The sequence below is a fragment of the Nocardioides sp. L-11A genome (assembly GCA_029961745.1).
In the GTDB taxonomy this organism is placed as follows: Bacteria; Actinomycetota; Actinomycetes; order Propionibacteriales; family Nocardioidaceae; genus Nocardioides.
Genome location: CP124680.1, coordinates 2,917,326 through 2,942,799, shown reverse-complemented (window position 1 = coordinate 2,942,799; position 25,474 = coordinate 2,917,326). Strand labels below are relative to the sequence as shown.

Genomic DNA, 25,474 nt, shown 5'->3' with positions numbered 1-25,474 from the left:
TGCGCGGTGATGACTCAGCGCCTTCTACTCCTCGATACGGCCAGCCTCTACTTCCGGGCCTACTTCGGCTCCCCGGAGATCCTCGCGCCGGACGGCACCAACGTGAACGCCGTACGCGGTCTGCTCGGCTATCTCTCCCAGCTGGTCGACCAGTACCGGCCCACGCACCTGGCCTGCTGCTGGGACGACGACTGGCGTCCTCAGTGGCGGGTGGACCTGATCCCGACCTACAAGGCGCACCGCGTCGTCGAGGAGGTGGCCGGCGCACCCGACGTCGAGGAGGTCCCGGACCCGCTGGAGCTGCAGGTGCCGGTCATCCGCGACGTGCTCGCCGCCTTCGGCATCGCCGTCGTCGGCGCCCCCGGTTACGAGGCCGACGACGTGATCGGCACCCTGGCCACCGGCGCCGGCATGCCTGTCGACGTCGTGACCGGTGATCGCGACCTGTTCCAGCTCGTCGACGACGACGCCGCCGTGCGGGTGCTGTACGTCGGCAAGGGGGTCGGGCGTCACGAGCGGGTCGACGAGACCTGGGTGCTGGAGAAGTACGGCGTGCGCGCCGACCAGTACGCCGACTTCGCCACGCTGCGCGGCGACGCCTCCGACGGCCTCCCCGGCGTCAAGGGGGTCGGGGAGAAGACGGCGGCCAGCATGCTGCAGAAGTACGGCGACCTGGCCGGCATCGTCGCCGCCGTCGACGACCCCGGCAGCGACCTCGGCCCCGGGCCGCGGGCCAAGATCCGGGAGGCCGCGGCCTACCTCGCCGTCGCACCGACGGTCGTGGCCGTGGCGCGCGACATCGACCTGCCGCGCGAGCACCTCGTGCTCCCCCGCACCCCCGCCGACCCGGACGGCCTCGCGGCGCTGGTCGAGCGCTGGTCGCTGAGCTCGCCGGTGGAGCGGCTCACCGGGGTCCTGGCGTCAGTCGACGGGTAGCGCCGCCGCGTCCAGCAGGCGGGCAGCGACGAGGGCCGGGATCACGTGGTCCCGGATGGCCGGCCCCAGGCCGGGTGCGGTCGCATCGGCGACCCAGTCGAGGGCCGCGAGCTCGGCGTTGATCGCGGGCTCGCCCTCGATCGCGACCCGGAAGACCGTCAGCCGCATCGGGACCCGCTCGATGGCGGCCGGCGCCCGGACGTCGAGGAAATGGGCGGCGTCGCGCACCGTCACGCCGAGCTCCTCGCGGACCTCCCGACGCATCGCCTCCTCCGGCGACTCCCCCGGCTCGAGCTTGCCACCGGGCAGGTAGAAGACGTCGGGGGCGGCGTGCTTGCTCACCACCAGCAGGCGCCGCCCGCGCAGGACGACGGCGGCCGCGACGACGAGGCTCATGCCGCACTCACCCGGTCGCCACGATCCCGCGCCGCAGCAGCTTGACCAGCGCCCGCGCGGTGTCGCGTACCGGCGTACCGGCGGCGGCGTCGGCGATCTGGCCGGCGAAGTCGATGAGCTGCTTCATCTGGCGCACGAAGTCGCCGGCTGTCTGGTCGTTGCGAGTGATCACCTCGTCGAGCTCCTGACCCTCCGCCCAGCGCCACGCGGTCCACGCGAAGCCGGCGTCGGGCCGCCGGAGGAAGTCGAGACGGTGCTCACGCTCCAGCCGCTCGAGGTCGCTCCACAGCCGCGTCATCGCCTCGATGGTCGTGGCGATCGCTCCGCCGGGGACGCTCGGGGGGCCGTCCTCGGGGCGCCGCGACTCGTAGACCAGCGCGGAGAGCACGGCACCGAGCTGCGACGGCGTCAGGTCGTCCCACAGGCCCCGGCGCAGCGACTCGGCGGCGACGAGGTCGAGCTCGGAATAGATCCGCATCAGGCCGCGACCGCGCTCGGTGACCGTGTCGTCGGGGCCCCCGCTGAGGTACTCGAGCGCCTCCAGCACCTCGCAGACCCGGTCGAACGTACGGGCCACGGTGTTGGTGCGCCGCTCGATGCGCTGGGCGAGCAGGTCGGTGTCCTTCTGCAGCTTGGCGTGCCGTTCGGCCCAGCGGGCGTGGTCCTCACGGTCGGCGCAGCCGTGGCAGGGGTGCTCGCGGATGCGGGCACGCAGTGCCTGGATCTCGGTCGCGGTGGCCTCGTCGACCGGTCCCCGCTCCGTGCGGGGCCGGGTGACCGACAACGGCAGCGCTCGGACGGCCTCGCGGACCTGCTGGGCGATGTCCTTGCGCTGGTGGGGGTTGCGGGCGTCGACCCGTTTCGGGAGCCGGATGTGGGCGACCGGCTCGACCGGGGTCGGGAAGTCCATCATGGCCAGGCGGCGTCCCTGACGCTCAGCGGTGATGACCAGGGGACGGTGGCCGTGCTCGGACAGGCCGGGGTCGACGACGACCGCGGGACCGGCGAACTTCCCGACGGGCACGATGATCACGTCGCCCGGCGTGAGTCGCTCCAACGACATGAGGGCCTCGCCGCGGCGGTCCTGGCGGCGGGCCTTGCTCGACTCCTTCTCGAGCTCGCCGACCTGCCGGCGCAGGGCGGCGTACTCCATGAAGTCGCCGAGATGGCAGCGGGCGGCCTCGGCGTAGCCCTGGAGTGCGTCCTCGGCCTTGCGCTGCTGCCGGGCCAGGCCCACGACGGCCCGGTCGGCCTGGAACTGCGCGAAGGACTGCTCCAGCAGCTCGCGGGCCTGGTGGCGGCCGTAGGAGTGCACCAGGTTGACCGCCATGTTGTACGACGGCCGGAAGCTGCTGCGCAGCGGGTAGGTGCGGGTGGAGGCGAGCCCGGCGAGCTCGCGCGGGTTCATCCCGGGCTGCCAGAGCACGACGGCGTGGCCCTCGATGTCGAGACCGCGGCGCCCGGCCCGGCCGGTGAGCTGGGTGTACTCCCCCGGCGTGATGTCGGCGTGCGTCTCACCGTTCCACTTGCTCAGCTTCTCCAGCACCACGGTCCGGGCCGGCATGTTGATGCCGAGGGCCAGGGTCTCGGTCGCGAACACGATCTTGACCAGGCCGCGCAGGTAGAGCTCCTCGACGCACTCCTTGAACGCCGGCAGCATGCCGGCGTGGTGGGCGGCGACGCCGCGGGAGGCGGCGTCGAGGAAGTCGTGATAGCGCAGCACGTGCAGGTCGGCCGACGGCAGCGTGCCGAGCGCCTGCTCGACGTACGCGATGACCTCGTCGCGCTCCTCGGGCGAGTTCAGCCGCAGGTTGGCGTCGAGGCACTGCTGCACGGCCGCGTCGCAGCCGGCGCGGCTGAAGATGAAGTCGATCGCCGGCAGCAGGTTGTCGCGCTGCAGCCGCTCGACGACATCGAGACGCCCCGGGATCCAGATCCGGCGGCCGCTGCCGACGTTGCGGCTGCCCGGCCCGCCCTGGCGTCCGCGCGCGCCCTTGGGGGTGCGGCGGTCCTTGAGCCGGCTGGCGGCCCAGTCGTCGCGGGCCAGCTTCATCAACTCGTCGTTGACCGGCGCCCCCTCGCGCACGAAGCCCGCGGCGGCGTCGACATCGGAGGACGCGAACAGGTCGAGCAGTCGGCGGCCCACCATCACGTGCTGGAACAGCGGGACCGGACGCCGCTCGGCGACGATCGTGCGGGTCGATCCGCGGACCGTCTCCAGCCACTCGCCGAACTCCTCGGCGTTGGAGACGGTGGCCGACAGGGAGATCACCGACACCGATTCGGGCAGGTGGATGATGACCTCCTCCCACACCGCGCCGCGGGCCCGGTCGGCGAGGTAGTGCACCTCGTCCATCACCACGAACCCGAGGCCGACCAGCGTCCGGGAGCGCGCGTAGAGCATGTTGCGCAGCACCTCGGTGGTCATCACGACCACCGGTGCCTCGCCGTTGATCGTCGTGTCGCCGGTCAGGAGGCCGACGTTCTCGTGGCCGTAGCGGGCGGCCAGGTCGGCGTACTTCTGGTTCGACAGCGCTTTGATCGGCGTCGTGTAGAAGCACTTCCGGTCGGTCTCCAGGGCGAGGTGGACCGCGAACTCCCCCACGACCGTCTTGCCGGCGCCGGTGGGCGCCGCGACGAGGACGCCGTCGCCGTCCTCGACCGCCTTGCAGCCTTCGACCTGGAAGCCGTCGAGCTCGAAGGAGAAGCCCGCGGCGAAGTCACGGAAGACCGGGTGGGCACGGTCCTTGCGGTAGGCCGCGTAGCGCTGCGCGGGCGACTGCTGCTCCCCCGCGCTGCCGTGGTCGCCGTCGTGGATGCTCATGCCATCACCCGTACCGCGCCCGGGACCACCTCGACGGTGAGCGGGAGCGGTCCGAAGCGCTCGCCGTCGGCGTACCCGACGATGCCGGGGCTGGCGATGGTCACCCGACGGACCCGGTGCCGCTCGTACTGGGGATGGCTCACGTGTCTCCCGTCGAAGAGCTTGGGGAAGGTCCGGACCAGCTCGACCCGGCTGACCGGCTTGATGAGGACCACGTCGAGGAGGCCGTCGTCGAGCTGCGCGCCGTGGGTGATCCGCAGACCGCCGCCGAAGGAGGGCCCGTTGCCGACGGCCACCAGCATCGCCTCGAGGCGGCGCTCGACGCCGTCGAGCTCGAGGACGTAGGGCAGCGGCTCGAAGACCCGGAGCTCGGCGAGCGTGGCCAGGTTGTAGCGCATCTGACCACGCGGCCAGCGCATCCGGTTGGCCCGCTCGTTGACGATGGCGTCGAAGCCGGCGGCCAGGACGCCGCCGAAGTAGCGCCCCCCGATGCGGGCCAGGTCGATGGTGCGCGGCGAGGCCTGCAGGATGCGGGTCGCCGCCGCCGCGCCGTGCCCCAGCGGCAGGTCGAAGTACCGGGCGAAGTCGTTGCCCGTGCCGGCCGGCAGGATCCCGACCGGCACCTCGGTGCCTGCGGCCGCCTGCAGGCCGATGTTGACCATGCCGTCGCCGCCGCACAGGACCAGCACGTCGGGCTCCTCGGCGACCGCCAGCCGCGCCAGGTCGAGCGCCTCGCCGGCGTCGCGGCCGGTCAGCGCCGTGGTCCGCCAGCCGGCGTCGTGGAAGCGGGGCAGCGCGTCGTCGCGCATCCGGGCGCCGCGCCCCTTCCCCGAGGTGGGGTTCGTCAGGACGATCGCGCGGGGCATCAGATCGGGCTGGGCTCGTCGGGCGAGAGGCCGGCGTTGATCGCCTTCCGGTCGCGGCGCCGGTCGTTGAGACGGGCGATCACCTCGGAGACCAGGAAGAGCACCACCATCGGCACGGCCATGAAGCTCATCGTGAACGGGTCGCCCGAGGGCGTGATGACGGCCGCGAAGATGAAGGTGCCCACGATCATCCAGGGCCGGTGGGCGCCGAGCGTCTTGCCCTTGAGGACGCCCGCCATGTTGAGCAGCACAACGAAGACCGGGATCTCGAAGGCGATGCCGAAGCCGAGCAGGGTCCGGCTGAAGAAGGTGAGGTAGTCGTTGAACTCGACCAGGTTGGTCAGCTCTTCGGGGTTGAGCCCGATCAGGATCTCCAGGCCCTTGGGCAGGGTCACGTAGCCCAGCACGATGCCGACCACGAACAGCGGCCCGGCGATGACCGCGAAGATCCCGGTCCAGCGCTTCTCGCTCGGGTGCAGGCCCGGGAGGATGAACGCCCAGATCTGGTAGAGCCAGATCGGGCTGGAGCCGACCAGTGCCGCCAGCCCGCACAGCTTGAGGTACAGCAGGAAGCCGCCCGCGGGCCCGGAGGTGGTCGCCTCGCTCGACCCGTCGGGCAGCTTCGCCTGAGCGTCGAGATAGGGCTCGAGCACCAGCTGGAAGAGCTGGTCGAAGAAGAACAGCGCGATCGCGAACGCGAGCACCACCGCGAAGCCCGCCTTGAGGATCCGCGCGCGCAGTTCCCGGAGGTGGTCGGACAGCGCCATCCGGCCGTCGTCGCCGACGGGATGGACGGGCTTTCCGATGAAGAGCTTGAAGAGACCCGTGAACGCCAAGGTCAGGCGTTGTTCTCGCGGCGCTCGTCGACGATCTCGCCCTCGGCGACGTCGTCGAGGCGCGCCCCGTCAGCGGGGGGCAGCTGCCCCGTCGACGGCGGCGGGGTCTTCTTCTCGTCGTCGCGCAGTCCCTTGGTCTCCGCCTTGAAGATCCGCAGCGCCTGCCCCGTGCCGCGCGCGAGGTCGGGGAGCTTCGCGGCGCCGAAGACCAGGATCACGATCGCCAGGATGATGAGCCACTCGGCTCCCTGGGGCATTCCGAGCAGGGGAATCATCGACGGGACCAACTCTCGATCATCGGGTTCGGCTGACGTCGTCCATGCTACGCCCTCTCACCGGTACAGGCTGAGGGTCTCCTGTGCGCGGGCGGTGAACGTGTCGGTGAACTCCGCGGGGCGGACCACCGTGGCGTGCGGCGCCAGCCGCAGCAGCAGTCGGGTCAGCCACCTGCGGTCCACCACGACGAGGTCGACCTCCGCCGACCCGTCGTCGAGGTCACGCACCTCCCGCACCGGGTAGTAGTCGGTCGCCCACCGCGCCGGTGGCCCGAGCTGCAGGGTCACGACCGTGGCGTCCGGGACGGCGTCGTCGGTGAACAGCCCGTCGCTCAGGTCCCGCGCGGCCCGCGGCGACGTCGTCGGCGCGCTCGGCAGCAGCTCGGCCTTCGTGATCCGGTCCAGCCGGAACAGCCGGTCGCCGCCCGCCCGGTGGCAGTACGCGTCGAGGTACGAGAACACCCCGTGCGCGACCACGCCGTAGGGGTCGACGACCCGTTCGGACTCCTCGTCGCGCGAGGGCACGAAGTACAGCAGCCGCAGCTGCCTGCCGGACGCCACCGCCTCGTCGACCAGCGCGGTCAACTGCGCCACCACCACCTGTTGGGCGTCGTGCGGCGACGGCGTGATCTCCACCCGCGGCGCCCCGGCCGCCGCCTCCAGCTTCGCGAGCACCCGGTCGACCAGCTCCGGCGCTGCGCCCGCCGAGCCCGTGTCGCGCAGCATTCGCAGCGCCACGATCATCGCCGACGCCTCCGTCGCGCTCAGCCTCAGCGGACGGGCGAGATAGTCGGCATTCTCGATCCGGATCACGCCCTCGGTCACCGGACTGCCCGCCTCGGTGACGATGGCATCGAGGTCGACGTCGATCAGGTCGTCGGGAAGCCCGCCGGGCAGACCACACATGAAGAGCACCTTCAGGTCCTGGACGACCTGCTGGGGCGTCGTACCCAGGAGCGCGGCGGCCTCCTCCAGCCGGACGCCGTCGCGGTGGTGCAGGAACGGCACCAGGGTCAGCAGGCGGGCAACCTGGTCGCGGGCCCCGGGGGCCGGCGTACGGCTCACGAGATCGCTCCTTCCGCCTCTCGATTGGGCACAAACTGCAGTCTGTCGCGGCGTGTCGCTGCGGTTTGGGACCAAACCGCAGCGTTCACACCGGTCACGGGACGGCCTGCGCCAGCCGCGCGACGACCTGCTCCCGGACGTCGACGGGCTCGACGATCACCACGTCGGGCCCGTGCGAGAGCACCTCGTCGGCCAGCCCCTGGGTCGGACGGACCAGGACGACCCGGTCCCAGCCGGTACGGTCATCGGGACCGGGTACGCCGACCTCGATCTGCTCGGCGGCCCGCCGCAGGCCGTGGCCGGCGCCGTCGCGGACGAGCAGGACCGCGGTGGTGTTCGGCATCGGCGGCGCCATCCGCCGGGCGATCTCGCGCACGTCGGTCTCGGCGGGCACGTCGTAGGCCCCCGGCGGCCCGACGAGCCTGACCTCGCCGTGGACCCGAGACAGCCGGAAGACCCGCTCGGCCTGCCGGTCGGCATCGTGGCCGACGAGATACCAGCGTCCGGAATACCGGACCACGCCCCACGGCTGGACCCGGCGTCGCATGGGCGCCTCGGAGTCGGGCCGCTGATAGTCGAACTCGATCGCGTTGCGCTCACAGACCGCGATCCAGCAGCGTTCGAAGGCAGGTTCCTCGGCGGTCAGCAGCGGGCGGGCGATCTCCAGGGCGTCGAGGTCGACGTCGATGCCCGATGCGGTCAGCTTCCGGACGGCGTCCGTCGTGGCCTGTGCCATGGTTGCGTGCTGCCAGACCCGCGAGGCGATACCCACGACCGCCGCCTCCTCGGGCGTCAGCTCCACGTCGGGCAGCGCGAAGGCCTCCGGCGGGATCCGGTAGCCGACCTCGTCCTCGAAGAAGGGGTCGATGGTCGCCACTTCCACGGGGACCCCGAGACTGCGCAGCTCGTCCTTGTCGCGCTCGAACATCTTCTCGAAGGCGTCGACGCGCGAGTCCGGGTACAGCAGTTCGCGGATCCGCTCCTTGGCGATCGGTCTGCGCTGTACCAGGAGCATGATCAGCAGGTTGAGCAGGCGCTCACTCTTCGGGGCTGGCATCCGTACTCGGCTCGGGGGCTGACTCGGGGGCCTCAGGGGTCGTCTCGGGCGTCGCCTCAGGGGCGGGCTCGGGCTTCGGCTTGGTGTCGGCAGCGTCGAGGATGTCGACGACGAAGTACAGCGTCGAGTTGCCGGGGATGTCCTCGCCCTGGCCCTCCTTGCCGTAGCCGAGCTTCGGCGGGATCTGGAGCAGGACGCGGCTGCCGACGGGCAGCCCGACCAGGGCCTTGGACCAGCCCTTGACGACCGAGGCGTCCTTGCCGCCGACCACGGCCTCGAGGGCGCGGGCCTCGGCGTAGCTGGAGTCGAACGGCTTCTCGCCGTCCGGGATCTGGCCGAGATAGCTGACCAGGATCGTCTGCCCCTTGGCGACGACCGGGCCGGTGCCCTCCGTCAGTGTCGCGACCTCGAGCTTGGCGCTCGGCTTCGGCGTGTCGGCGAAGTCGAGGCTGGCGGGCAGTCCGGCCTCCTCGACGATCGTCGGCGCCCACGCGGGCGCGGCGGCCTCGGTGCCCTCGGGGCCGGCGATGCCGACGATGTCGGCGACGAACAACAGGCCGTCCTCGTTGCCGATGTCGAGTCCGGCGAGCAGGCCCGCCGCCTGGCTGCCGAGGTAGCCGCCGAAGGCGACGTCGCTGCCGACCGTGACCGCGATCCGGCTGCCGATCTTCTGGCCCGGCTTGATCTCGTCGGCGAAGCCCAGGGAGAGCAGATCGGTGAGTGTCTGCGGCTCCTTCTCGGCGCCGACCTTGACCAGGGTGCTGAGCGAGGTGGCGTCGTAGCTGTCGAAGTTGACCTTGTGGGTCCAGCCGTCGGCGAGGGTGAACTCGACCCGGACGACGTCGTCCTTCTTCAGCTCGGCGCCGTCGCCCTCCGTGAGGACCTTGGCCCGGGGCTTCTCGGCGGTCATGACCGCCTTCCAGTCCAGCTTCGGGGACTCGCCGACCGGGCCGCTGATCGTGACCGCGTCGAGGCCCTTGACCTCGTCGGAGTCGGATCCGCCGCAGGCAGCCAGAGCCAGGCTCGCGGGCAGCAGGGTCGACAGGAACAGCAGGGAGGGACGTCGCAGGCGCATCAGCACGCGCAAACCCTACCGACTGCCAGGTAGTCGCGTGTCACATGCCGTCGATCAGGCGCTGGACACGCTCGTCGTACGCCCGGAACGGGTCCTTGCAGAGCACTGTCCGCTGGGCCTGGTCGTTGAGCTTGAGGTGCACCCAGTCGACCGTGAAGTCCCGTCGGCGCTCCTGCGCGCGGCGGATGAACTCGCCGCGCAGCCGGGCGCGGGTGTTCTGCGGCGGGACCGACTTCGCCTCGAAGATCTTGAGGTCGGACGTCACCCGGGCGACGGCCCCGCGCTTCTCCAGCAGGTAGTAGAGCCCGCGGTTGCGGTGGATGTCGTGGTAGGCGAGATCGAGTTGGGCCACCCGTGGGTGGCTCAGCGGCAGGCCGTGCTTGGCGCGGTAGCGGTCGATCAGCTTCCACTTGATGACCCAGTCGATCTCGCGATCGACCAGGCCGAGGTCATCGGACTCGACCGCCTTCAGGCCGCGCTCCCACAAGTCGAGGGACCGCTCGATGACCGGCGTGGAGATCCCCCGCCGATCGACGAAGTCGCGCGCCTTGGCGAGGTACTCCCCCTGAATCTCCAGTGCGCTGGCCTCCCGACCGTTGGCCAGGCGCACCTTCCGCTGGCCGGTGACGTCGTGGGAGATCTCGCGGATGGCCCGGATCGGGTTCTCCATCGTGAGGTCGCGCATCACCACGCCCTCCTCGATCATCCGCAGCACCAGGTCGCAGGACGCGACCTTGAGCATGGTCGTCGTCTCGCTCATGTTCGAGTCGCCGACGATGACGTGGAGTCGGCGGTACTTCTCCGCGTCGGCATGCGGCTCGTCGCGGGTGTTGATGATCGGCCGGCTGCGGGTGGTCGCGCTGCTCACGCCCTCCCAGATGTGCTCGGCCCGCTGGCTGACGGAGTAGCTCGTCCCGCGCGGCGTCTGGGTCACCTTCCCCGCGCCGACGATGATCTGCCGGGTCACCAGGAACGGGATCAGTACGTCGGCCAGCCGACTGAACTCCCCCGCCCGGCTGACCAGGTAGTTCTCGTGGCAGCCGTAGGAGTTGCCGGCCGAGTCGGTGTTGTTCTTGAACAGGTAGATCTCGCCGGCGATCCCCTCGTCGTGGAGCCGCTGCTCGGCGTCCAGCAGCAAGCCCTCGAGGACGCGCTCGCCCGCCTTGTCGTGGGTCACGAGCTCGGTGATGTCGTCACACTCCGGCGTCGCGTACTCCGGATGGCTGCCGACATCGAGATAGAGGCGGGCGCCGTTGCGCAGGAACACGTTGCTGCTGCGCCCCCAGCTGACCACCTTGCGGAACAGATAGCGCGCCACCTCGTCGGGACTCAGCCTCCGCTGCCCCCGGAACGTGCACGTCACGCCGTACTCGTTCTCGATCCCGAAGATCCGACGGTCCATGAAGGCACATTACTGCTGAGCTGGGCATCTGGGCGGTGGTTGCGGGGCCGGTGGCCGCGGTTTGGTCCCAAACCGCAACATTCTCGGCCGAAGTCATGCGGTTCTTGCCCAATCGACGGGGTTGGTGGAGCGGTACCAGCGGTTCATCACCCGCGACCGCCCCGTGTCGGAATAGAGGGAGTCACCGATCAGCGCTCGCCAGGCGCGGAGCCTCCCGGCCTTGTGCGGACGCTCGAGAAGCCGGTCGAGCTCATGCATCAGCACTGCGGGATGGTTGAGGAGGTCGTCCAGGGTGTAGCCGCGGCGGACGTACGGCGTGCGCGTGAGGGCCCGCTCGCGCCGCAGGTCGCGCCGATGAGCGTGCTTGTCGCGGTGTACCGCGCCGTCGTACTCGTGGATGCTCGTCGTTCCGACGACGAGCAGATCGGCTCGACAGACGAAACGCCCCTGGTCGTCAACGATCTCGACCTGTGACTCGGTCGGCACGTCCAGAACCTGATGGAACCTGTGGAGCAGCGTCTCGCCGGCCGATTCTGCGCCTTCGTTGCGGCTCAGCCACACGTCACGGAGCCGTCGGACTCCGGGTCGCTTGGACGCGAGGATTTCCTGAACGTCGCTATCCGTCACGTGCCCGAGCCGCACCGCCGAGTCGACCATGATGGCGAGGTCGAGATTCCCGAGATCACGTGCGGCGCGCAGCAAGATCTCGGCCGGCTCATCCACCGGCAGACCGTGGACCATGCGTGCCTCAGAGTCATGGACCAGTCGCGAGCAGATCAGGCCGGGTCGCCGGGACGGTTCGCTCCCCTGACCGCAGCGAAGTAGGGCACCTGCTCGGGCAGCGCGGGAAGTTGCCAGCCGAGAAGACGCGCCGCCGTCGCGTGCGTGAAGACGGCGTCGTCGGGAAGCACGAGACGCAACGCGCCCAGGTCGCGTAGGAAGTTCTCCCACGGCGCAAGCTCCGGTGTCTCCAGCCGGTACAGGCCGTGCGCGACACGTTGATGTCCAGATGTGCGCACCTCGCCACGAATGGCGCCGTCCGGTCCGATCTGCATGACGCCCAGACTCGACGTACGCGGAGGCGGGAGCAAGTGCCCTTTGTTCGGCTGTGGATACCCGTCCGGCGACAGTCGCCGACCGGTCGAGGCGAGGCCACCGTTTGGGCACAAACTGCATGTCTGAGGCCGTTGTTGGTGCGGTTTGGGACCAAACCGCACCAACAACAGTCCACAGGTCGGGTCAGAGCGGTGGGGCGACGGGAGGCTCGGCTCCGCCCGACTCGGACGACTCGCCTGCCGGCGTCTCGGAGCTGTGCTGCTCGGGAGCCGTCTCGGCGGGGCCGCGGTCACCGAGCAGCTCGGCGAGGCGGGCGGGGAGGATGCGGCGGAACTTCCGGGGCTGGGTGCGGGTCCGGTCGAGGACGGCGACCTCCAGGTCATCGACGGGGATGACCCGGTCCTGGACCTGTCCACCGTCGGAGGAATGGCCCAGCGCCGCGACGGCGACCTGCAGGGCGGCGTCGAGGGAGGCGCCGTCGGCGTAGTGCTCCTTGAGGTAGGACGACACCGTGTCGGCGTCGCCGCCCATGACCGCGAAGCCGTGCTCGTCGGCCACCCGTCCCTCGTAGGTGAGCCGGTAGATCTGGTCGTCGGCGGCCGTCGCGCCGACCTCGGCGACGAAGATCTCCACCTCGTACGGCTTCTCGCCGCCCGAGGAGAAGATGGTGCCGAGGGTCTGGGCGTAGGCGTTGGCGAGGCCGCGACCGGTCACATCGCGGCGGTCGTAGGAGTAGCCGCGCATGTCGGCGAGTCGGACACCGGCGATGCGGAGGTTCTCGAACTCGTTGTAGCGGCCGACCGCGGCGAACGCGAGCCGGTCGTAGAGCTCGGAGACCTTGTGCAGGGCCTGGGAGGGGTTCTCGGTGACGAGGAGTACGCCGTCGGCGTACTGCACCGCCGCGAGGGACCGGCCGCGGGCGATGCCCTTGCGGGCGAAGTCCGCCCGGTCCTTCATCAGCTGCTCGGGCGAGACGTAGAAGGGGGTGCTCATCTCAGGCCTCCTCCCCCGCGCCGGGCAGGGGTGCGAGCGGTCCGTCGGGGCGATCCATCCGGGCGGCCACGACCTGGTCGGCGAGCGCGCCGATGGCGGCCTCGTCGAGCTGGACGGCGCCGTCGGCGGTCACGACCCAAACGATCGGGAAGATCCGGCGGGTCAGGTCGGGGCCGCCGGTCGCTGAGTCGTCGTCGGCCGCGTCGTAGAGAGCCTGGAGGCACACCCGGACGGCGTCGTCGGCGGACAGGTCGTCGCGGTAGAGCTTCTTCAGCGCGCCGCGGGCGAACAGCGACCCGGAGCCGACGGTGAAGAAGGAGGCCTCCTCGTGGCGGCCGCCCGTGACGTCGTACCCGAAGATCCGACCGGCGCCGCTGTCGAGGTCGTAGCCGGCGAACATGGGGACGACGGCGAGGCCCTGCATCGCCATGCCGAGGTTGGCCCGGATGAGCGCCGAGAGGCGGTTCGCCTTGCCGTCGAGCGAGAGCAGCGAGCCCTCGATCTTCTCGTAGTGCTCGAGCTCGACCTGGAACAGCCGGACCATCTCGACGGCGAGGCCCGCGGTGCCGGCGATGCCGACCACGGAGTACTCGTCGGCGGGGAAGACCTTCTGGATGTCGCGCTGGGCGATCACGTTGCCCATGGTGGCGCGGCGGTCACCGGCCATCACCAGGCCGCCGGGGAAGGTCACCGCGACGATGGTCGTGCCGTGGGGAGCGAGATCCCCGGCGCCCGTCGTACCGGCGGGCATCGAGCGGCGCGCCGGCAGCAGGTCGGGGGCGTTCTCGGCCAGGAAGTCGCTGAAGGAGGAGGTCCCGGGGCGCAGGAAGGCACCCGGGATGCGCGCGTCGTTCATCGGGGACTACTCGCCGCCCTTCTGGATGAACGACTTCACGAAGTCCTCGGCGTTGGTCTCGAGGACGTCGTCGATCTCATCGAGGATCGCGTCGACGTCGTCGTCGAGGGCCTCCTTGCGCTCGGCCACGTCGGACTCGGGAGCGACCTCGGTCGTCTCCTCCGTCTCGTCGGACTTGCGCGGCTGCTTCTGCTCCTGGGCCATGGCTCCAGCCTATCCACCTAGCGGCTGAGCGCGCGGACGAGTTCGTCAGCCGTCGCACACCGGTCGATCAGCTCGCCGACGTGGGCCCTGCTGCCGCGCAGCGGGTCGATCGTCGGAACCCGCTGGAGCGACTCGCGTCCCGGCAGGTCGAAGATCACCGAGTCCCAGGATGCGGCGGCGATGTCGGGGGCGTACTTCTCCAGGCAGCGGCCCCGGAAGTACGCGCGGGTCTCCTCGGGCGGGTTCGTCATCGCCCGGTCCACCTCGTCGTCGGACAGCAGCCGCTGGATGCGTCCCGCGCCGACGAGCCGGTGGTAGAGGCCCTTCTCCGGCCGGATGTCGGAGTATTGGTAGTCGATGAGCTGGAGCTTCGCGTCGTCCCAGGCCAGCGCGTCGCGCGAGCGGTACTGCTCGATCAGCTTGAGCTTGGCGACCCAGTCGAGCTGGTCGGCCAGCGACATCGGGTCGGACTCGAGGCGGGCCAGCACGTCCTCCCACCGGGCCAGGACGTCGACGGTCTGGGCGTCGGCGTCGGCGCCGTACCGGTCCTCGACGTATTTCTTCGCCAGGTCGAGGTACTCCAGTTGCAGCTGGATGCCGGTCAGCCGCCGCCCGTCGGCCATCGTCACGGTCTGGCGCAGGGTCGGGTCATGGGACACGGCCCGGAGCGCGGCGACCGGCGTGTCGACGGCCAGGTCGCGGCCGATGAAGCGGTCCTCGATCATCGCCAGGACCAGCGAGGTCGTGCCGACCTTGAGGTACGTCGCGATCTCGGCGAGGTTGGCGTCGCCGATGATGACGTGGAGCCGGCGGTACTTCTCCGGGTCGGCGTGCGGCTCGTCGCGGGTGTTGATGATCGGGCGCTTGAGCGTCGTCTCCAGCCCGACCTCGACCTCGAAGAAGTCGGCGCGCTGGCTGATCTGGAACCCGTGGTCGCGACCGTCCTGGCCCTTGCCGACCCTTCCGGCGCCGCAGAACACCTGCCGGCTCACGAAGAACGGGGTCAGGTGCCGCACGATGTCGGCGAAGGGGGTCGAGCGACGCATGAGGTAGTTCTCGTGCGCGCCGTAGGAGGCGCCCTTGTTGTCGGTGTTGTTCTTGTAGAGCACGATCGCGGGGTTGCCGGGCAGCTGCTGCGCGCGCCGGGCGGCGTCGAGCATGACCTGCTCCCCCGCCTTGTCCCAGCGGACCACGTCGAGCGGGGTGACGACCTCGGGCGTGGAGTACTCCGGGTGGGCGTGGTCGACGTAGAGCCGGGCGCCGTTGGTGAGGATGACGTTGGCGAGGCCCAGGTCCTCGTCGGTGAGCTGGCTCGGGTCGGCGACCTGTCGCGACATGTCGAAGCCGCGGGCGTCGCGCAGCGGCGACTCCTCCTCGAAGTCCCAGCGCGCGCGACGGGCACGCACGGTGGCCGTGGCGTACGCGTTGACGATCTGGGAGGAGGCCACCATCGGGTTGGCGGTCGGCTGGCCCTGGACCGAGATGCCGTACTCCACCTCGGTGCCCATCACGCGGCGCACGCTCATGCGTCCAGCCTACGGGTACGGCGACGCCGCGGCATCGCCCCGCCGCGACGGGGTACCTCCGCACACATGGAGGATCACCCGCTGCTCGACCGGCTGGCCCGCGCCGGGCGGGTGGCCTACGGGATCGTCTACGGCCTCGTCGCGTGGCTCGCCGTAGCGCTGGCCCTCGGGGACCGGCACGGCACGCCGTCGGGCCAGGGCGCGTTCCAACAGCTCGCCCAGGATCCGGTCGGCCGGATCGCCTTGTGGCTGGTCGCCGTCGGCCTGGCGGGCCTGGCGCTCGAACAGGCGATCCGCTTCGTCCGGGGGACGGACGAGTGGCCCGCCCGCGCCGCCTGCGGTGGACGCAGCGTCGTGCTGGGCGTCCTCGCCGTCCTGGCGGTCCGCTCCGCGCTCGGTGATGGGGGCGGTGGGCGGCGGACGCCGCAGGGCGTGACGGTGGCGCTGCTGGGCCTGCCGGTCGGCCCCGTCATCGTCGTCGCGCTCGGCGTCGTCATCCTGGGCGTCGGGGCGGCGAGCGCGCTCAAGGGGATCGGCGACCGTTGGCGGGAGGACCTCGAGGTGGACGGTCGCACCGGTCCCACCGGTGCTCTGATCACCGTGCTGGCACGGGCCGGCTACCTGAGCCGGGGCGCGGCCTTCGCCGTGATCGGCGGGCTGTTCGCGTGGGCGGGCGTCACCCACGACCCGAGCAAGTCGGGCGGCCTGGACCAGGCCATCGTGCGGTTCCGAGACGAGCCGTACGGGCGCTGGGTGATCCTCGCCGTGGCGGTCGGACTCGCCTGCTACGGCGCCTACCAGGTGGCCCGGGCCTGGTACCTGCGCGGCAGATGACGTCACGGGCCCCGCACCGAGTGGTGCGGGGCCCGTCGACGCGAAGAGGTCAGCGACCCTTGGCGACCTTGACGGCGGCGGTGACGCCGAGCGCGACGAGGGCGACGATGATGAGCTTCTTGACCACGGGGGGCTCCTGTCGGAAGGGGACGTTGGGGGACGTGGCCCACCCTAGCGAGGGGGCCAAGCGGGCGTCAGAGGTACTGCCCCGTGTCGTTGACCGTGTCGATCGACCGGCCCGGCTCGGTGCCCTGCTTGCCCGTGATGAGCGTGCGGATGAACACGATCCGCTCGCCCTTCTTGCCGGAGATCCGCGCCCAGTCGTCGGGGTTGGTCGTGTTGGGCAGGTCCTCGTTCTCCTTGAACTCGTCCACGCACGCCTGGAGCAGGTGGGAGACCCGCAGGCCCTTCTGCTCGTGCTCGAGGAAGTCCTTGATCGCCATCTTCTTCGACCTGTCGACGATGTTCTGGATCATCGCGCCGGAGTTGAAGTCCTTGAAGTACAGGACTTCCTTGTCGCCGTTGGCGTAGGTCACCTCGAGGAACCGGTTCTCCTCGGTCTCGGAGTACATCCGCTCGACGGCGGCCCGGATCATGCCGGTCACGGTGGCCCCGCGGTCGCCGCCGAACTCGGCGAGGTCGTCGGCGTGCAGCGGCAGATTGGCGGTGAGGTACTTGCTGAAGATGTCGCGGGCCGACTCGGCGTCAGGACGCTCGATCTTGATCTTCACGTCCAGTCGCCCGGGTCGCAGGATCGCCGGGTCGATCATGTCCTCGCGGTTGGAGGCGCCGATGACCAGGACGTTCTCCAGCAGCTCCACGCCGTCGATCTCGCTGAGCAGCTGCGGGACGATGGTGTTCTCCACGTCGGAGGACACCCCCGAGCCGCGGGTGCGGAAGAGCGAGTCCATCTCGTCGAAGAACACGATGACCGGCGTACCGGTGCTCGCCTTCTCACGGGCGCGCTGGAACACCAGCCGGATGTGGCGCTCGGTCTCGCCGACGTACTTGTTGAGGAGCTCGGGTCCCTTGATGTTGAGGAAGTACGACTTCCCCTCCTGGCCGGTCTTGGCCGCGACCTTCTTGGCCAGCGAATTGGCGACGGCCTTCGCGATGAGGGTCTTGCCGCAGCCCGGCGGACCGTAGAGCAGGATCCCCTTGGGCGGCTTGAGCTCGTGCTCGGCGAACAGCTCGGGGTAGAGGTAGGGAAGCTCGACGGCGTCCTGGATCATCTCGATCTGGTTGCCCAGACCGCCGATGGTCTCGTAGGTGATGTCGGGGACCTCCTCGAGGACCAGCTCCTCGACCTCCGACTTCGGGACCCGCTCGTAGACGTAGCCGGCGCGGGAGTCGAGCAGCAGCGAGTCGCCGGCGCGCAGGGTCTCGCCGAGGAGCGGGTCGGCGAGGCGGACCACGCGCTCCTCGTCGGCGTTGGCGATCACCAGGACCCGCTCGCCGTCGGCGAGCAGCTCCTTGAACATGACGACCTCGCCGACCGTCTCGTACGCGAACGCGGCGACCACGTTGAGCGCCTCGTTGAGCATGACCTCCTGGCCGCGACGCAGCTCGTCGAGCTCGACGGCGGGGCTGACGCTCACGCGGAGCTTGCGGCCGCCGGTGAAGACGTCGACCGTGTCATCCTCGTTGCGCTGCAGGAAGGTCCCGAAGCCGGCCGGCGGCTGGGCCAGCCGGTCGACCTCCTCCTTGAGCTTGAGGATCTGGTCGCGCGCGTCGCGCAGGGTGCCCGCGAGGCGCTCGTTCTGGGCCGTCACCGCGGCGAGGGACCGCTGGGCCTCGGCCAGCCGGGACTCCAGGCTCCGGGCGGCGCCGGTCGGGGTGTCGACCAGGCGGCGGCGCAGATCGTGGATCTCCTCCTCGAGGTAACGCACCTGGTCCTCGAGCTCCTCACGACTCGGGGAACGGTGTCCGCCTGTCGTGCCTTCTCCCATGCTCGTCATGGCACACCTCCTGGATCCGACACTACTCGGGCCGGTGTTACAGGGAAGTGATTAACGCCGTTTGGGCACAAACACCATGTCTGGGGCCGGAATTGTTGCGGTTTGGGACCAAACCGCAGCGCCCGGAGCACCCCATCGGGCCGGGCCGGCTCAGCCGTCGGCGGGCGTGTCGGGGACACCGGGCGGGCGGGGCCCGGTGTAGTCCGGTCCGTAGGCGCCGGGCGCCGGCCGGCGCTTCTTGAGTGGCGCGCGCTCGCCGGGAGCCATCCGGCGGGCGGTGACGAGGAAGGCGGTGTGTCCGATCATCTTGTGCCCGGGACGCACCGCGAGCCCCTCGACGTGCCAGTCGCGCACGAGCGATTCCCACGGCGTCGGCTCGGTGAACCCGCCGTGGACCCGTACGGCCTCGACGAACTTCGACAGCTGCGTGGTGGTGGCGACGTAGGCGCACACGATGCCGCCGGGCAGCAGCGCGTCGGCAGCGGCGTCGAGGCAGTCCCAGGGGGCGAGCATGTCGAGGATGATCCGGTCACAGCGCTCGCCCGACGCCGGCAGCTCCTCGGCGAGATCGCCGAGCGTCAGCCGCCACGCGGGGTGCTCGCCGCCGAAGAACTGGGTGACATTGCGCCGCGCGACGTCGGCGAACTCCTCGCGCCGCTCGTACGACGAGACGCGGCCGTGCGGCCCGACGGCGCGCAGCAGCGAGCAGGTGAGGGCGCCGGAGCCGACGCCGGCCTCGACGACATGGGCGCCGGGGAAGATGTCGGCCATCGCCACGATCTGGGCGGAGTCCTTCGGGTAGACCACCGCGGCGCCGCGCGGCATGGAGACGACGAACTCGGAGAGCAGCGGTCGGAACACGAGGTACTCGCCGCCCGCCGACGACGTCACCGTGAAGCCCTCCTCGCGACCGATCAGCTCGTCGTGCTCGAGGTGGCCCTTGTTGGAGAAGAAGCGCTTGCCCGCGGTGAGCTCGAAGTTGTGCTTGCGGCCCTTGCCGTCGACGAGGCGGACCCACTCACCGACCCGCAGCGGGCCGCGGTGGACGCCCGACCAGGCATCGGAGGGAACGTCGCCGGCGTGGCTGAGGGGCGCATCGGTCACCGGCGCAATCTATCGGCACCGGCCGCCCGGTCTGAATCGGCTCAGCGTCGGACGGCGCGGATCAGGTCGGTCGCGGCCAGGACGCCGTACACGCGGCCGTCGTCGTCGAGCAGGACGTACTCGGAGGCGGGCGTGCTCCGGACCGTGTCGAGCAGCGCTGGGCCGGTGATCCGCATCGGCAGGGTCAGCCCGGGCTCGAGCGTGCGGGCGACGGTGGCGACCGCGACCCACGGCGTCCGCTCGGCCGGTACGGCGCGCGCGGCGCTCTCGTCGACCACGCCGATCGGGCGGCCGTCGGCCGTGGTGGTGATGATGCTCCCCGCGCCGGCCTCCTGCGCGCGCCGCAGCGCCTCCGCCAGGGGCACGTCGTCCGGCACGGCCAGGGCGCGGCGGGCCAGGTCGCTGGCGACGATGCCGCTGAACTGGCGGGTGATGCCGGCCACGGTCAGCGCCTGGCTGGCGCCGGTCCACAGGAACAGGGCGACGACGAGCAGCACGAGAGGGTTGAACACCGCGCCGCCGAAGGACCACCACAGGGCGACGGCGGCGACCAGCACGGCGACGCCGCGTCCGCTCCAGGCGGCGACCGTGGTGCCGGTGTGCGCCTGGCCGGTGAGCGCCCAGACGCCGGCCTTGAGGACCCGGCCGCCGTCGAGCGGGAGCCCGGGGACCAGGTTGAGGACCCCGATCATCAGGTTCGCGCCGGCCAGGCCCTCGATCACCAGGAGCAGCAGGCCGCTCGGCGTCACGAACCACAGCGCGAGCGCTGCCGCGCCGACGGCGAGCGAGGTCAGGGGGCCGACCACGGCGATCCAGAACTCCTGCCTCGGACGGCGGGCCTCCCCCTCGATCGCGGTCGCGCCGCCGAGGAAGTGGAGGGTGATCGAGTGCACCGTGAACCCGAACCGGCGGGCCACGACGGCGTGAGAGGCCTCGTGGAGGAGCACGGCGAGGTAGAGCGCGATCGCGAAGGCGACGCCGACGACGTACTTCCAGCCGCCGAGCCCCGGCTGCACCTGGTCCACGCGTGGGCCCATGATGAGTGCGATCAGCCCGGCGATGAGGAACCACGAGCTCGACACCAGCACGTCGCTGCCGGCGATCCGGCCGATCCGGAACATGCCCCGGGGCAGCGGCGCGGGCTCGGGGGCGGGACGCTGGGGGCCGGACACGTACCGAGGCTATCCGGGATCCGGCTGCACGCCGGCGGCGGTGGCCACCGCCCGGTTGTCGGAGGGCTGGCCTACTGTCGCTGCCATGACGACCACCACCTCCGCCGCCGGCATCGAGCCGGCCGACCCGTCCGAGCGCGGGGGCACCCGCGTCGACGGCGTCGACGTGCTGGGTGCGTTGTCGCCGTCCCGGGTCGGCGACTTCCTGAACTGCCCCCTGCTCTACCGCTTCCGCAGTGTCGACCGGCTCCCCGAGCCGCCCTCGCCCGCCGCCGTGCGCGGCACGGTGATCCACCGCGTGCTGGAGCAGCTCTTCGATCTGCCGGCCGACGAGCGCACCCCGGAGCGGGCCGACGGGCTGCTCGCTCCCGCCTGGGCGGAGCTGCAGGAGATCGAGCCGGCGGTCAGCTCGATGTTCCCCGTCGACGGCCCCGAGATCGCGGAGTGGCTGGCGTCGTGCCACGAGACCCTCGCGAAGTACTTCGACCTCGAGGACCCGACCCGGCTCGAGCCCGCCGAGCGGGAGCTGTACGTCGAGACGCTCACCGATGCCAAGCTGCTGCTGCGCGGCGTCATCGACCGGGTCGACGTCGCGCCCGACGGCGCGATCCGGATCTGCGACTACAAGACGGGCCCCTCGCCCCACGAGATGTTCGAGGGCAAAGCGCTGTTCCAGCTGAAGTTCTACGCGCTCGTCCTGTGGCGCATGCGCGGCGTCGTGCCGCGCATGCTCCAGCTGGTCTACCTCGGCAACAGCGAGGTGCTGCGCTACGAGCCCGACGAGCGGGACCTGCTGGCCACCGAGCGCAAGGTGCTGGCGGTCTGGGACGCGATCCGGGCGGCCACCGAGCGTCGGGAGTTCGAGGCGCGCAAGGGCGCCGGCTGCCGCTGGTGCGTCCACCAGGCGATCTGCCCGGCCTACGGCGGCACCCCGCCTCCCTACCCCGAGCCCCGCGAGTCCCGGGGGCCCCGGTCCGCTGCGGACGATCCGGAGCCGGTCAGCGCAGTGAGCCCAGATCCGCGGGAGTGAGCCCCTCCAGGCTCTCCCGGAACACCCGCGCGGGCCCCGGCGGCACCGGCACGTGGTTCGGGACGACGAGGACCCGGCAGCCCGCGGCCTCGGCGGAGGTGGCGCCGGTCGGCGAGTCCTCGACGGCGACGCAGTCGGCCGGGTCGACCCCGAGTGCGGCTGCAGCGGTGAGATAGGCCTCCGGGTGCGGCTTGCCGTTGTCGACCATGTCTCCGGTGACGATCACCCGGAAGGTCTCGGGCGGCAGGTGCTCGAGGATCGGGGCGACGAAGCGCTGGTAGGACATGGTCACCAGCGCGCACGGCACACCGGCCTCGTGCAGCGCGAGGAGCAGCTCGCGGGAGCCCGGGCACCACGGCACGGCGTGCCGGACCTGCGCGACGACGCCGTCGAGCAGCATCTCGACGACCTCCTCGGCCGACTGGGCCAGGCCCAGCTTGGCCTTGATGTACTCCCCCGAGACGAGCAGGTCGTTGCCGACCAGGTGCATGGCGTCGGCGTGGGTCCAGGTGCCGCCGTGCTCCTCGGCGATGGCCTCCTCGGTGGCCATCCAGTACGGCTCGGTGTCGACGAGGGTTCCGTCCATGTCCCACAAGACGGCGGCTGGGAGGGTCACGGCGTCCAGCCTAGGAGCCGGAGTGCCCGCTGAGCTCATCCGCGGCGGCCGCCAGTCGCCGTACCGCCTCGGCCATCAGCGTCGGCTCGAAGGTGAACGGCAGCCGGAGGTGGTCGTCCCAGGCGCCGGTGAGATCGGTCTCCCGGCCCGGCGTGACCTCGACGCCGTGCCGCAGGGCGACCCGGGCGAGTACGCCGGCGTCGTACCCGGGCAGCCGGATCCACAGCGCCGTGCCACCGTCGGGCGCCCGCCAGGTCCAGTCCGGCAGCCGCTCGCGCAGGAGGGTGGTGGCGTGGGCGAGACGGTCGAGGGCGGCGGCCGTCCGGTCCTCGACCAGCCCAGCGAGATCGGGCAGCAGGCGGGTGGCGACGGCCTGGTCGAGCAGCGGGGTGCCCATGTCGGCATTGGCCTTCAGGTAGCCGAGGCGGTCGATGTCGGCCGCGCTCGCGCGGACCCAGCCCAGCCGCAGTCCGGCCCACAGCGACTTCGACAGGGAGCCGACGGTGAAGACCCGCCCGGCCCGCGGGGCGTACGCCGCGATCGGGGGCGGGAGCGGCCCGGCCGCGGTCAGGGGCGTCGAGTAGCCGTGGTCCTCGACGATCGCGAGGCCGTGCTCGGCCGCGACCCGGGCCACGGCGCGGCGGCGCGCGGCCGAGGTCAGCAGGCCGGTCGGGTTGTGGAAGGTGGGCATCACGAACAGCGCCGACACCGGCTGCTGCGCCAGGGCGGCGCGCAGCAGGTCGACCCGCGGGCCCTCCTCGTCCAGCCCCACGCCGACCATCCGCGCGCCGACCGCGCTGAACGTGTCGAAGCATCCCGGCCAGCTGGGTGACTCGACCGCGACGGTCGCCCCGCGCTCGAGGAGCAGCTGTGCCACCAGGGACAGGGCCTGCTGGGTGCCGGTGGTGACCAGGATCTGGTCCGGGGTCGTGGCGAGGCCGAGGCGGGTGTGGTGCTCCGCGAGCGCCGTGCGCAGTGCCGGCAGGCCGCGCGGCGTGTAGCCGATCTCGTCGAGCAGCGTCGGCAGGTCCTCCTCGACGACCTCCGCCACGGCCGAGGCGATCCGCGGGTCGCCGGGCTCGACGGCGTGCCGCATCGAGATCAGCCCGTCGGGCGTCTCGTCGAGCCGCCGGACCGCCTCCGCGGACAGGCCCCGCCGGAGCCGGCGCGTCACGGCCGCCGGACCCCGGTCGTCGGGCGCGGCCACCCGGCTGCCGCTCCCCTGCCTGCTCTCGACGAGGCCGCGCCCCCGCAGCTCGTCGTACGCCGCCACCACGGTGGCCCGGCTCAGGTGCAGCGCGCGGGCGAGGTCCCGTTCGGACGGCAGCCGGTCGCCGGCCACCAGCTCGCCCGCGCTGATCGCGTCGGCGAGCGCCGCGGCCAGCTGTCGGTAGAGCGCGCCGCGGCTCGACATCCGGTCGCCGACGACGCGGACCAGCTCGTCGGGGTCGCGAAAACGATCCACTTGCGCCTCCATTGGCCCGGGTCCGGCAGGGCGGTCGGCGACCACGCTAGGGGACGTCCCGCACCCACCCGAACGGAGCTCTCCGATGAGCCTGTCCCTCGAGCCCGCGCAGCTGGCCGCCTTCGCCGCGGCCTCCGTGGTCCTGGTCGGCATGCCCGGCCCCAACACGATCTACATCACCACCCGCAGCCTCGCCCACGGCACCCGTGCCGGCGTCGTGTCCGTGCTGGGCGTCGAGACGGGCACGGCGGTCTATGCCGCCGCGACCGCCCTCGGGCTGTCGGCGCTGATCGCCGCCAGCCCCGCGGCGTTCACCGCGATCCGGTACCTCGGTGCGGCGTACCTGGTCCTGCTCGCCGTGCGCGAGCTCCGCCGCCGGCACCGGGCCGAGGGGCCGACCGCGGCGGTACCGGCCCGGCTGGGCCGGGTGTACTGCGACGGCCTGCTGATGAACCTGCTCAACCCGAAGGTGGCGCTCTTCTTCCTCGCGTTCCTGCCCCAGTTCCTGACCCGCGGGACGACCGGCGCCGCGGCCCGGGCCGAGGTGCTCGCCCTGGGCCTGGTCACGGTGCTGGTCGCGCTCGTCGTCGACCTCGCCTACGCCGTGGTGGCGGGTGCGCTGGGCCGTCGGCTGCGCGCGGCCCGAGCGTCGCACCCGGGTCGCCGGCCGGCGCGGGGCGCGCTCCCCGTCGCCGGGGTGTACCTGGCCATCGCGGCGGCGGCCGCGACCGGGGCCGGCGGCTGATCGGGTCACGCCGGCGGCGGGCCGAGGATCTCCTGGCCGCCCTCGATCCCGGCGGCGACCAGCGCGTCCAGGCTCACCTCCCACCCGTCCGGGCGGGGATCGGTGAGCCGCCGGCCAGCACCCCGGAAGAAGCCCTCCATCCCGCTGGGGGTGCAGATGGTGAGGAGGTCGACGCGAGGCGAGGTGAACCGGTAGGCGTGCGGGATCTCCCGGGGGAGGAACACCGCACCTCCCGAGCCGACCTCGTGCCGCTCGTCGCCGACCCAGAAGATGCCGTGACCCTCGAGGACGACGAACATCTCGTCCTCCTCCCGGTGCAGGTGGAGCGGCGAGGCGGCCCCGGCGCCGAGCGAGCTGCGCACCACGGTGACCTGGTTCGCCGTATGAGAGCCGTCGAGGAGGATCTGCAGCTCCGATCCCTCGATCCACTCGATCCGCTCGTGGTCGGCGGCCTGGGCGATGTAGGCGAGGCTCATCGGGTTCTCCCGTCGTCGGAGATGGCGATCAATTCAACTACCAACCATCTAACCAATATATGCACGGTAAGATGCCGGGGTGGCCGAGGTCAAGAGGCGCTATCACTCCCCCCTGCGCAGCGAGCAGGCCGAGGCATCCCGGGCCGCGGTCCTGCGGGCCGCGCGCGAGCTCTTCGTCGAGCAGGGCTACGGCCGCACGACGGTCGAGCAGGTGGCCGCGCGGGCCGGCGTCAGCAAGCCGACCGTCTTCACCGCCGTCGGCAACAAGGCCACCCTGCTCAAGGTGGTCCGGGACGTCGCGCTGGCCGGTGACGACGACCCGCGGGCCGTGTCCGAGCGGGACGACGTCGCCGCGATCGCCGCAGCCGGCGACCTCGCCCGGGCGATCACGCTCACCGCCCGCCACGTCGTCGCCGTCAACGCGCGCTACGACGACGTCCACGAGGTGATCCGCGGTGCCTCGGGAGCCGACCCGGCGGTCGCCGCGCTCTGGGAGACGAGCGAGGCGGAGCGGCACGTTGGCGCCGGCCACCTGCTGGCCCGCCTGCACGCGACGCCCGCCCTGCCCGTCCGTCGCGCTCAGGACCGCCTCTGGCTGCTCATGGCGCCCGACCACTACCACCGCCTGGTCGTTGTCCAGGGATGGTCGCGGTCGGCCTACGAGCAGTGGCTCATCGAGGGGATCCGGTCGCTCTTCGACGCCTGAA

At 71.5% G+C, this 25,474-nt stretch carries 27 protein-coding genes; 5 read left to right on the top strand and 22 right to left on the bottom strand.

Annotated elements, in window-relative coordinates:
- Positions 1–9 precede the first annotated feature (9 nt).
- On the top strand, positions 10–936 hold the full coding sequence (locus tag QJ852_14045) for a 5'-3' exonuclease (GenBank protein ID WGX94275.1): 927 nt from the start codon (positions 10–12) through the stop codon (positions 934–936).
- On the opposite strand, the gene QJ852_14040 is transcribed toward QJ852_14045, so the two are convergent.
- The 15 genes from QJ852_14040 to dop all read right to left on the bottom strand — a co-directional run bounded on the left by QJ852_14040 (position 922) and on the right by dop (position 15,367).
- A complete protein-coding gene (locus QJ852_14040; GenBank protein WGX94274.1) occupies positions 922–1,332 on the bottom strand; it encodes an NUDIX domain-containing protein in 411 nt (136 codons plus the stop codon). The two genes, QJ852_14045 and QJ852_14040, sit on opposite strands and share 15 nt — an antisense overlap.
- Before the next feature lie 7 nt (positions 1,333–1,339).
- Positions 1,340–4,156: a DEAD/DEAH box helicase gene (locus tag QJ852_14035; protein ID WGX94273.1), complete on the bottom strand. Its 2,817-nt coding sequence runs from the start codon at positions 4,154–4,156 to the stop codon at positions 1,340–1,342.
- Positions 4,153–5,022, bottom strand: coding sequence for a diacylglycerol kinase (locus QJ852_14030; protein WGX94272.1), 870 nt, complete (start codon positions 5,020–5,022; stop codon positions 4,153–4,155). The genes QJ852_14035 and QJ852_14030 overlap by 4 nt, the downstream gene beginning before the upstream one ends.
- Positions 5,022–5,858 carry a twin-arginine translocase subunit TatC gene (tatC, locus tag QJ852_14025; GenBank protein ID WGX94271.1) on the bottom strand — a complete coding sequence of 279 codons (837 nt, stop codon included), beginning with the start codon at positions 5,856–5,858 and terminating at the stop codon, positions 5,022–5,024. The genes QJ852_14030 and tatC overlap by 1 nt, the downstream gene beginning before the upstream one ends.
- Positions 5,859–5,860: 2 nt before the next feature.
- Complete coding sequence (gene tatA / locus QJ852_14020; GenBank protein WGX94270.1) at positions 5,861–6,133, bottom strand: twin-arginine translocase TatA/TatE family subunit; 273 nt, start codon at positions 6,131–6,133, stop codon at positions 5,861–5,863.
- Positions 6,134–6,190: 57 nt separating this feature from the next.
- Positions 6,191–7,198: a WYL domain-containing protein gene (locus QJ852_14015; GenBank protein ID WGX94269.1), complete on the bottom strand. Its 1,008-nt coding sequence runs from the start codon at positions 7,196–7,198 to the stop codon at positions 6,191–6,193.
- A 94-nt stretch (positions 7,199–7,292) separates the two neighbouring features.
- Positions 7,293–8,255 (bottom strand): WYL domain-containing protein, encoded by a 963-nt coding sequence (locus tag QJ852_14010; GenBank protein WGX94268.1) that lies wholly within the window; start codon positions 8,253–8,255, stop codon positions 7,293–7,295.
- Entirely contained in the window at positions 8,236–9,330 is a 1,095-nt protein-coding gene (locus QJ852_14005) for an FKBP-type peptidyl-prolyl cis-trans isomerase (protein ID WGX99464.1), read from the bottom strand. The genes QJ852_14010 and QJ852_14005 overlap by 20 nt, the downstream gene beginning before the upstream one ends.
- 40 nt (positions 9,331–9,370) lie before the next feature.
- Positions 9,371–10,732 (bottom strand): Pup--protein ligase, encoded by a 1,362-nt coding sequence (pafA, locus tag QJ852_14000; GenBank protein ID WGX94267.1) that lies wholly within the window; start codon positions 10,730–10,732, stop codon positions 9,371–9,373.
- Between the two features lie 93 nt (positions 10,733–10,825).
- Complete coding sequence (locus QJ852_13995; GenBank protein WGX94266.1) at positions 10,826–11,455, bottom strand: hypothetical protein; 630 nt, start codon at positions 11,453–11,455, stop codon at positions 10,826–10,828.
- 53 nt (positions 11,456–11,508) lie between these two features.
- Complete coding sequence (locus QJ852_13990; protein WGX94265.1) at positions 11,509–11,787, bottom strand: hypothetical protein; 279 nt, start codon at positions 11,785–11,787, stop codon at positions 11,509–11,511.
- Between the two features lie 184 nt (positions 11,788–11,971).
- Entirely contained in the window at positions 11,972–12,781 is an 810-nt protein-coding gene (gene prcA / locus QJ852_13985) for a proteasome subunit alpha (GenBank protein ID WGX94264.1), read from the bottom strand.
- A 1-nt stretch (position 12,782) separates the two neighbouring features.
- Complete coding sequence (gene prcB / locus QJ852_13980) at positions 12,783–13,637, bottom strand: proteasome subunit beta (protein ID WGX94263.1); 855 nt, start codon at positions 13,635–13,637, stop codon at positions 12,783–12,785.
- Positions 13,638–13,643: 6 nt separating this feature from the next.
- Complete coding sequence (locus QJ852_13975) at positions 13,644–13,841, bottom strand: ubiquitin-like protein Pup (GenBank protein WGX94262.1); 198 nt, start codon at positions 13,839–13,841, stop codon at positions 13,644–13,646.
- A gap of 17 nt (positions 13,842–13,858) precedes the next feature.
- On the bottom strand, positions 13,859–15,367 hold the full coding sequence (dop, locus tag QJ852_13970; GenBank protein WGX94261.1) for a depupylase/deamidase Dop: 1,509 nt from the start codon (positions 15,365–15,367) through the stop codon (positions 13,859–13,861).
- A 66-nt stretch (positions 15,368–15,433) separates the two neighbouring features.
- On the opposite strand from dop, the gene QJ852_13965 reads away from it, so the two are divergent.
- Positions 15,434–16,201, top strand: coding sequence for a DUF1206 domain-containing protein (locus QJ852_13965; GenBank protein ID WGX94260.1), 768 nt, complete (start codon positions 15,434–15,436; stop codon positions 16,199–16,201).
- Positions 16,202–16,250: 49 nt separating this feature from the next.
- On the opposite strand, the gene QJ852_13960 is transcribed toward QJ852_13965, so the two are convergent.
- The 4 genes from QJ852_13960 to QJ852_13945 all read right to left on the bottom strand — a co-directional run bounded on the left by QJ852_13960 (position 16,251) and on the right by QJ852_13945 (position 20,435).
- A complete protein-coding gene (locus QJ852_13960; protein WGX94259.1) occupies positions 16,251–16,388 on the bottom strand; it encodes a hypothetical protein in 138 nt (45 codons plus the stop codon).
- A gap of 7 nt (positions 16,389–16,395) precedes the next feature.
- Positions 16,396–18,159 (bottom strand): proteasome ATPase, encoded by a 1,764-nt coding sequence (gene arc, locus QJ852_13955; protein WGX94258.1) that lies wholly within the window; start codon positions 18,157–18,159, stop codon positions 16,396–16,398.
- Between the two features lie 150 nt (positions 18,160–18,309).
- Positions 18,310–19,263 (bottom strand): tRNA (adenine-N1)-methyltransferase, encoded by a 954-nt coding sequence (locus tag QJ852_13950; protein WGX94257.1) that lies wholly within the window; start codon positions 19,261–19,263, stop codon positions 18,310–18,312.
- A 41-nt stretch (positions 19,264–19,304) separates the two neighbouring features.
- On the bottom strand, positions 19,305–20,435 hold the full coding sequence (locus QJ852_13945) for a M50 family metallopeptidase (GenBank protein WGX94256.1): 1,131 nt from the start codon (positions 20,433–20,435) through the stop codon (positions 19,305–19,307).
- Between the two features lie 85 nt (positions 20,436–20,520).
- On the opposite strand from QJ852_13945, the gene QJ852_13940 reads away from it, so the two are divergent.
- Positions 20,521–21,465: a RecB family exonuclease gene (locus QJ852_13940; GenBank protein WGX94255.1), complete on the top strand. Its 945-nt coding sequence runs from the start codon at positions 20,521–20,523 to the stop codon at positions 21,463–21,465.
- On the opposite strand, the gene QJ852_13935 is transcribed toward QJ852_13940, so the two are convergent.
- Both QJ852_13935 and QJ852_13930 read right to left on the bottom strand, forming a co-directional pair.
- Positions 21,434–22,081 carry an HAD family hydrolase gene (locus QJ852_13935; protein WGX94254.1) on the bottom strand — a complete coding sequence of 216 codons (648 nt, stop codon included), beginning with the start codon at positions 22,079–22,081 and terminating at the stop codon, positions 21,434–21,436. The two genes, QJ852_13940 and QJ852_13935, sit on opposite strands and share 32 nt — an antisense overlap.
- Positions 22,082–22,091: 10 nt before the next feature.
- Positions 22,092–23,546 carry a PLP-dependent aminotransferase family protein gene (locus tag QJ852_13930; GenBank protein ID WGX94253.1) on the bottom strand — a complete coding sequence of 485 codons (1,455 nt, stop codon included), beginning with the start codon at positions 23,544–23,546 and terminating at the stop codon, positions 22,092–22,094.
- An 85-nt stretch (positions 23,547–23,631) separates the two neighbouring features.
- Between QJ852_13930 and QJ852_13925 the strand changes: the two genes are divergently transcribed.
- Positions 23,632–24,291 carry a LysE family translocator gene (locus QJ852_13925; protein WGX94252.1) on the top strand — a complete coding sequence of 220 codons (660 nt, stop codon included), beginning with the start codon at positions 23,632–23,634 and terminating at the stop codon, positions 24,289–24,291.
- A gap of 5 nt (positions 24,292–24,296) precedes the next feature.
- On the opposite strand, the gene QJ852_13920 is transcribed toward QJ852_13925, so the two are convergent.
- Positions 24,297–24,767, bottom strand: a complete 471-nt coding sequence (locus tag QJ852_13920) for a cupin domain-containing protein (protein ID WGX94251.1) — start codon at positions 24,765–24,767, stop codon at positions 24,297–24,299.
- Between the two features lie 79 nt (positions 24,768–24,846).
- On the opposite strand from QJ852_13920, the gene QJ852_13915 reads away from it, so the two are divergent.
- A complete protein-coding gene (locus tag QJ852_13915) occupies positions 24,847–25,473 on the top strand; it encodes a helix-turn-helix domain-containing protein (protein WGX94250.1) in 627 nt (208 codons plus the stop codon).
- The last annotated feature ends 1 nt before the right edge of the window (position 25,474 follow it).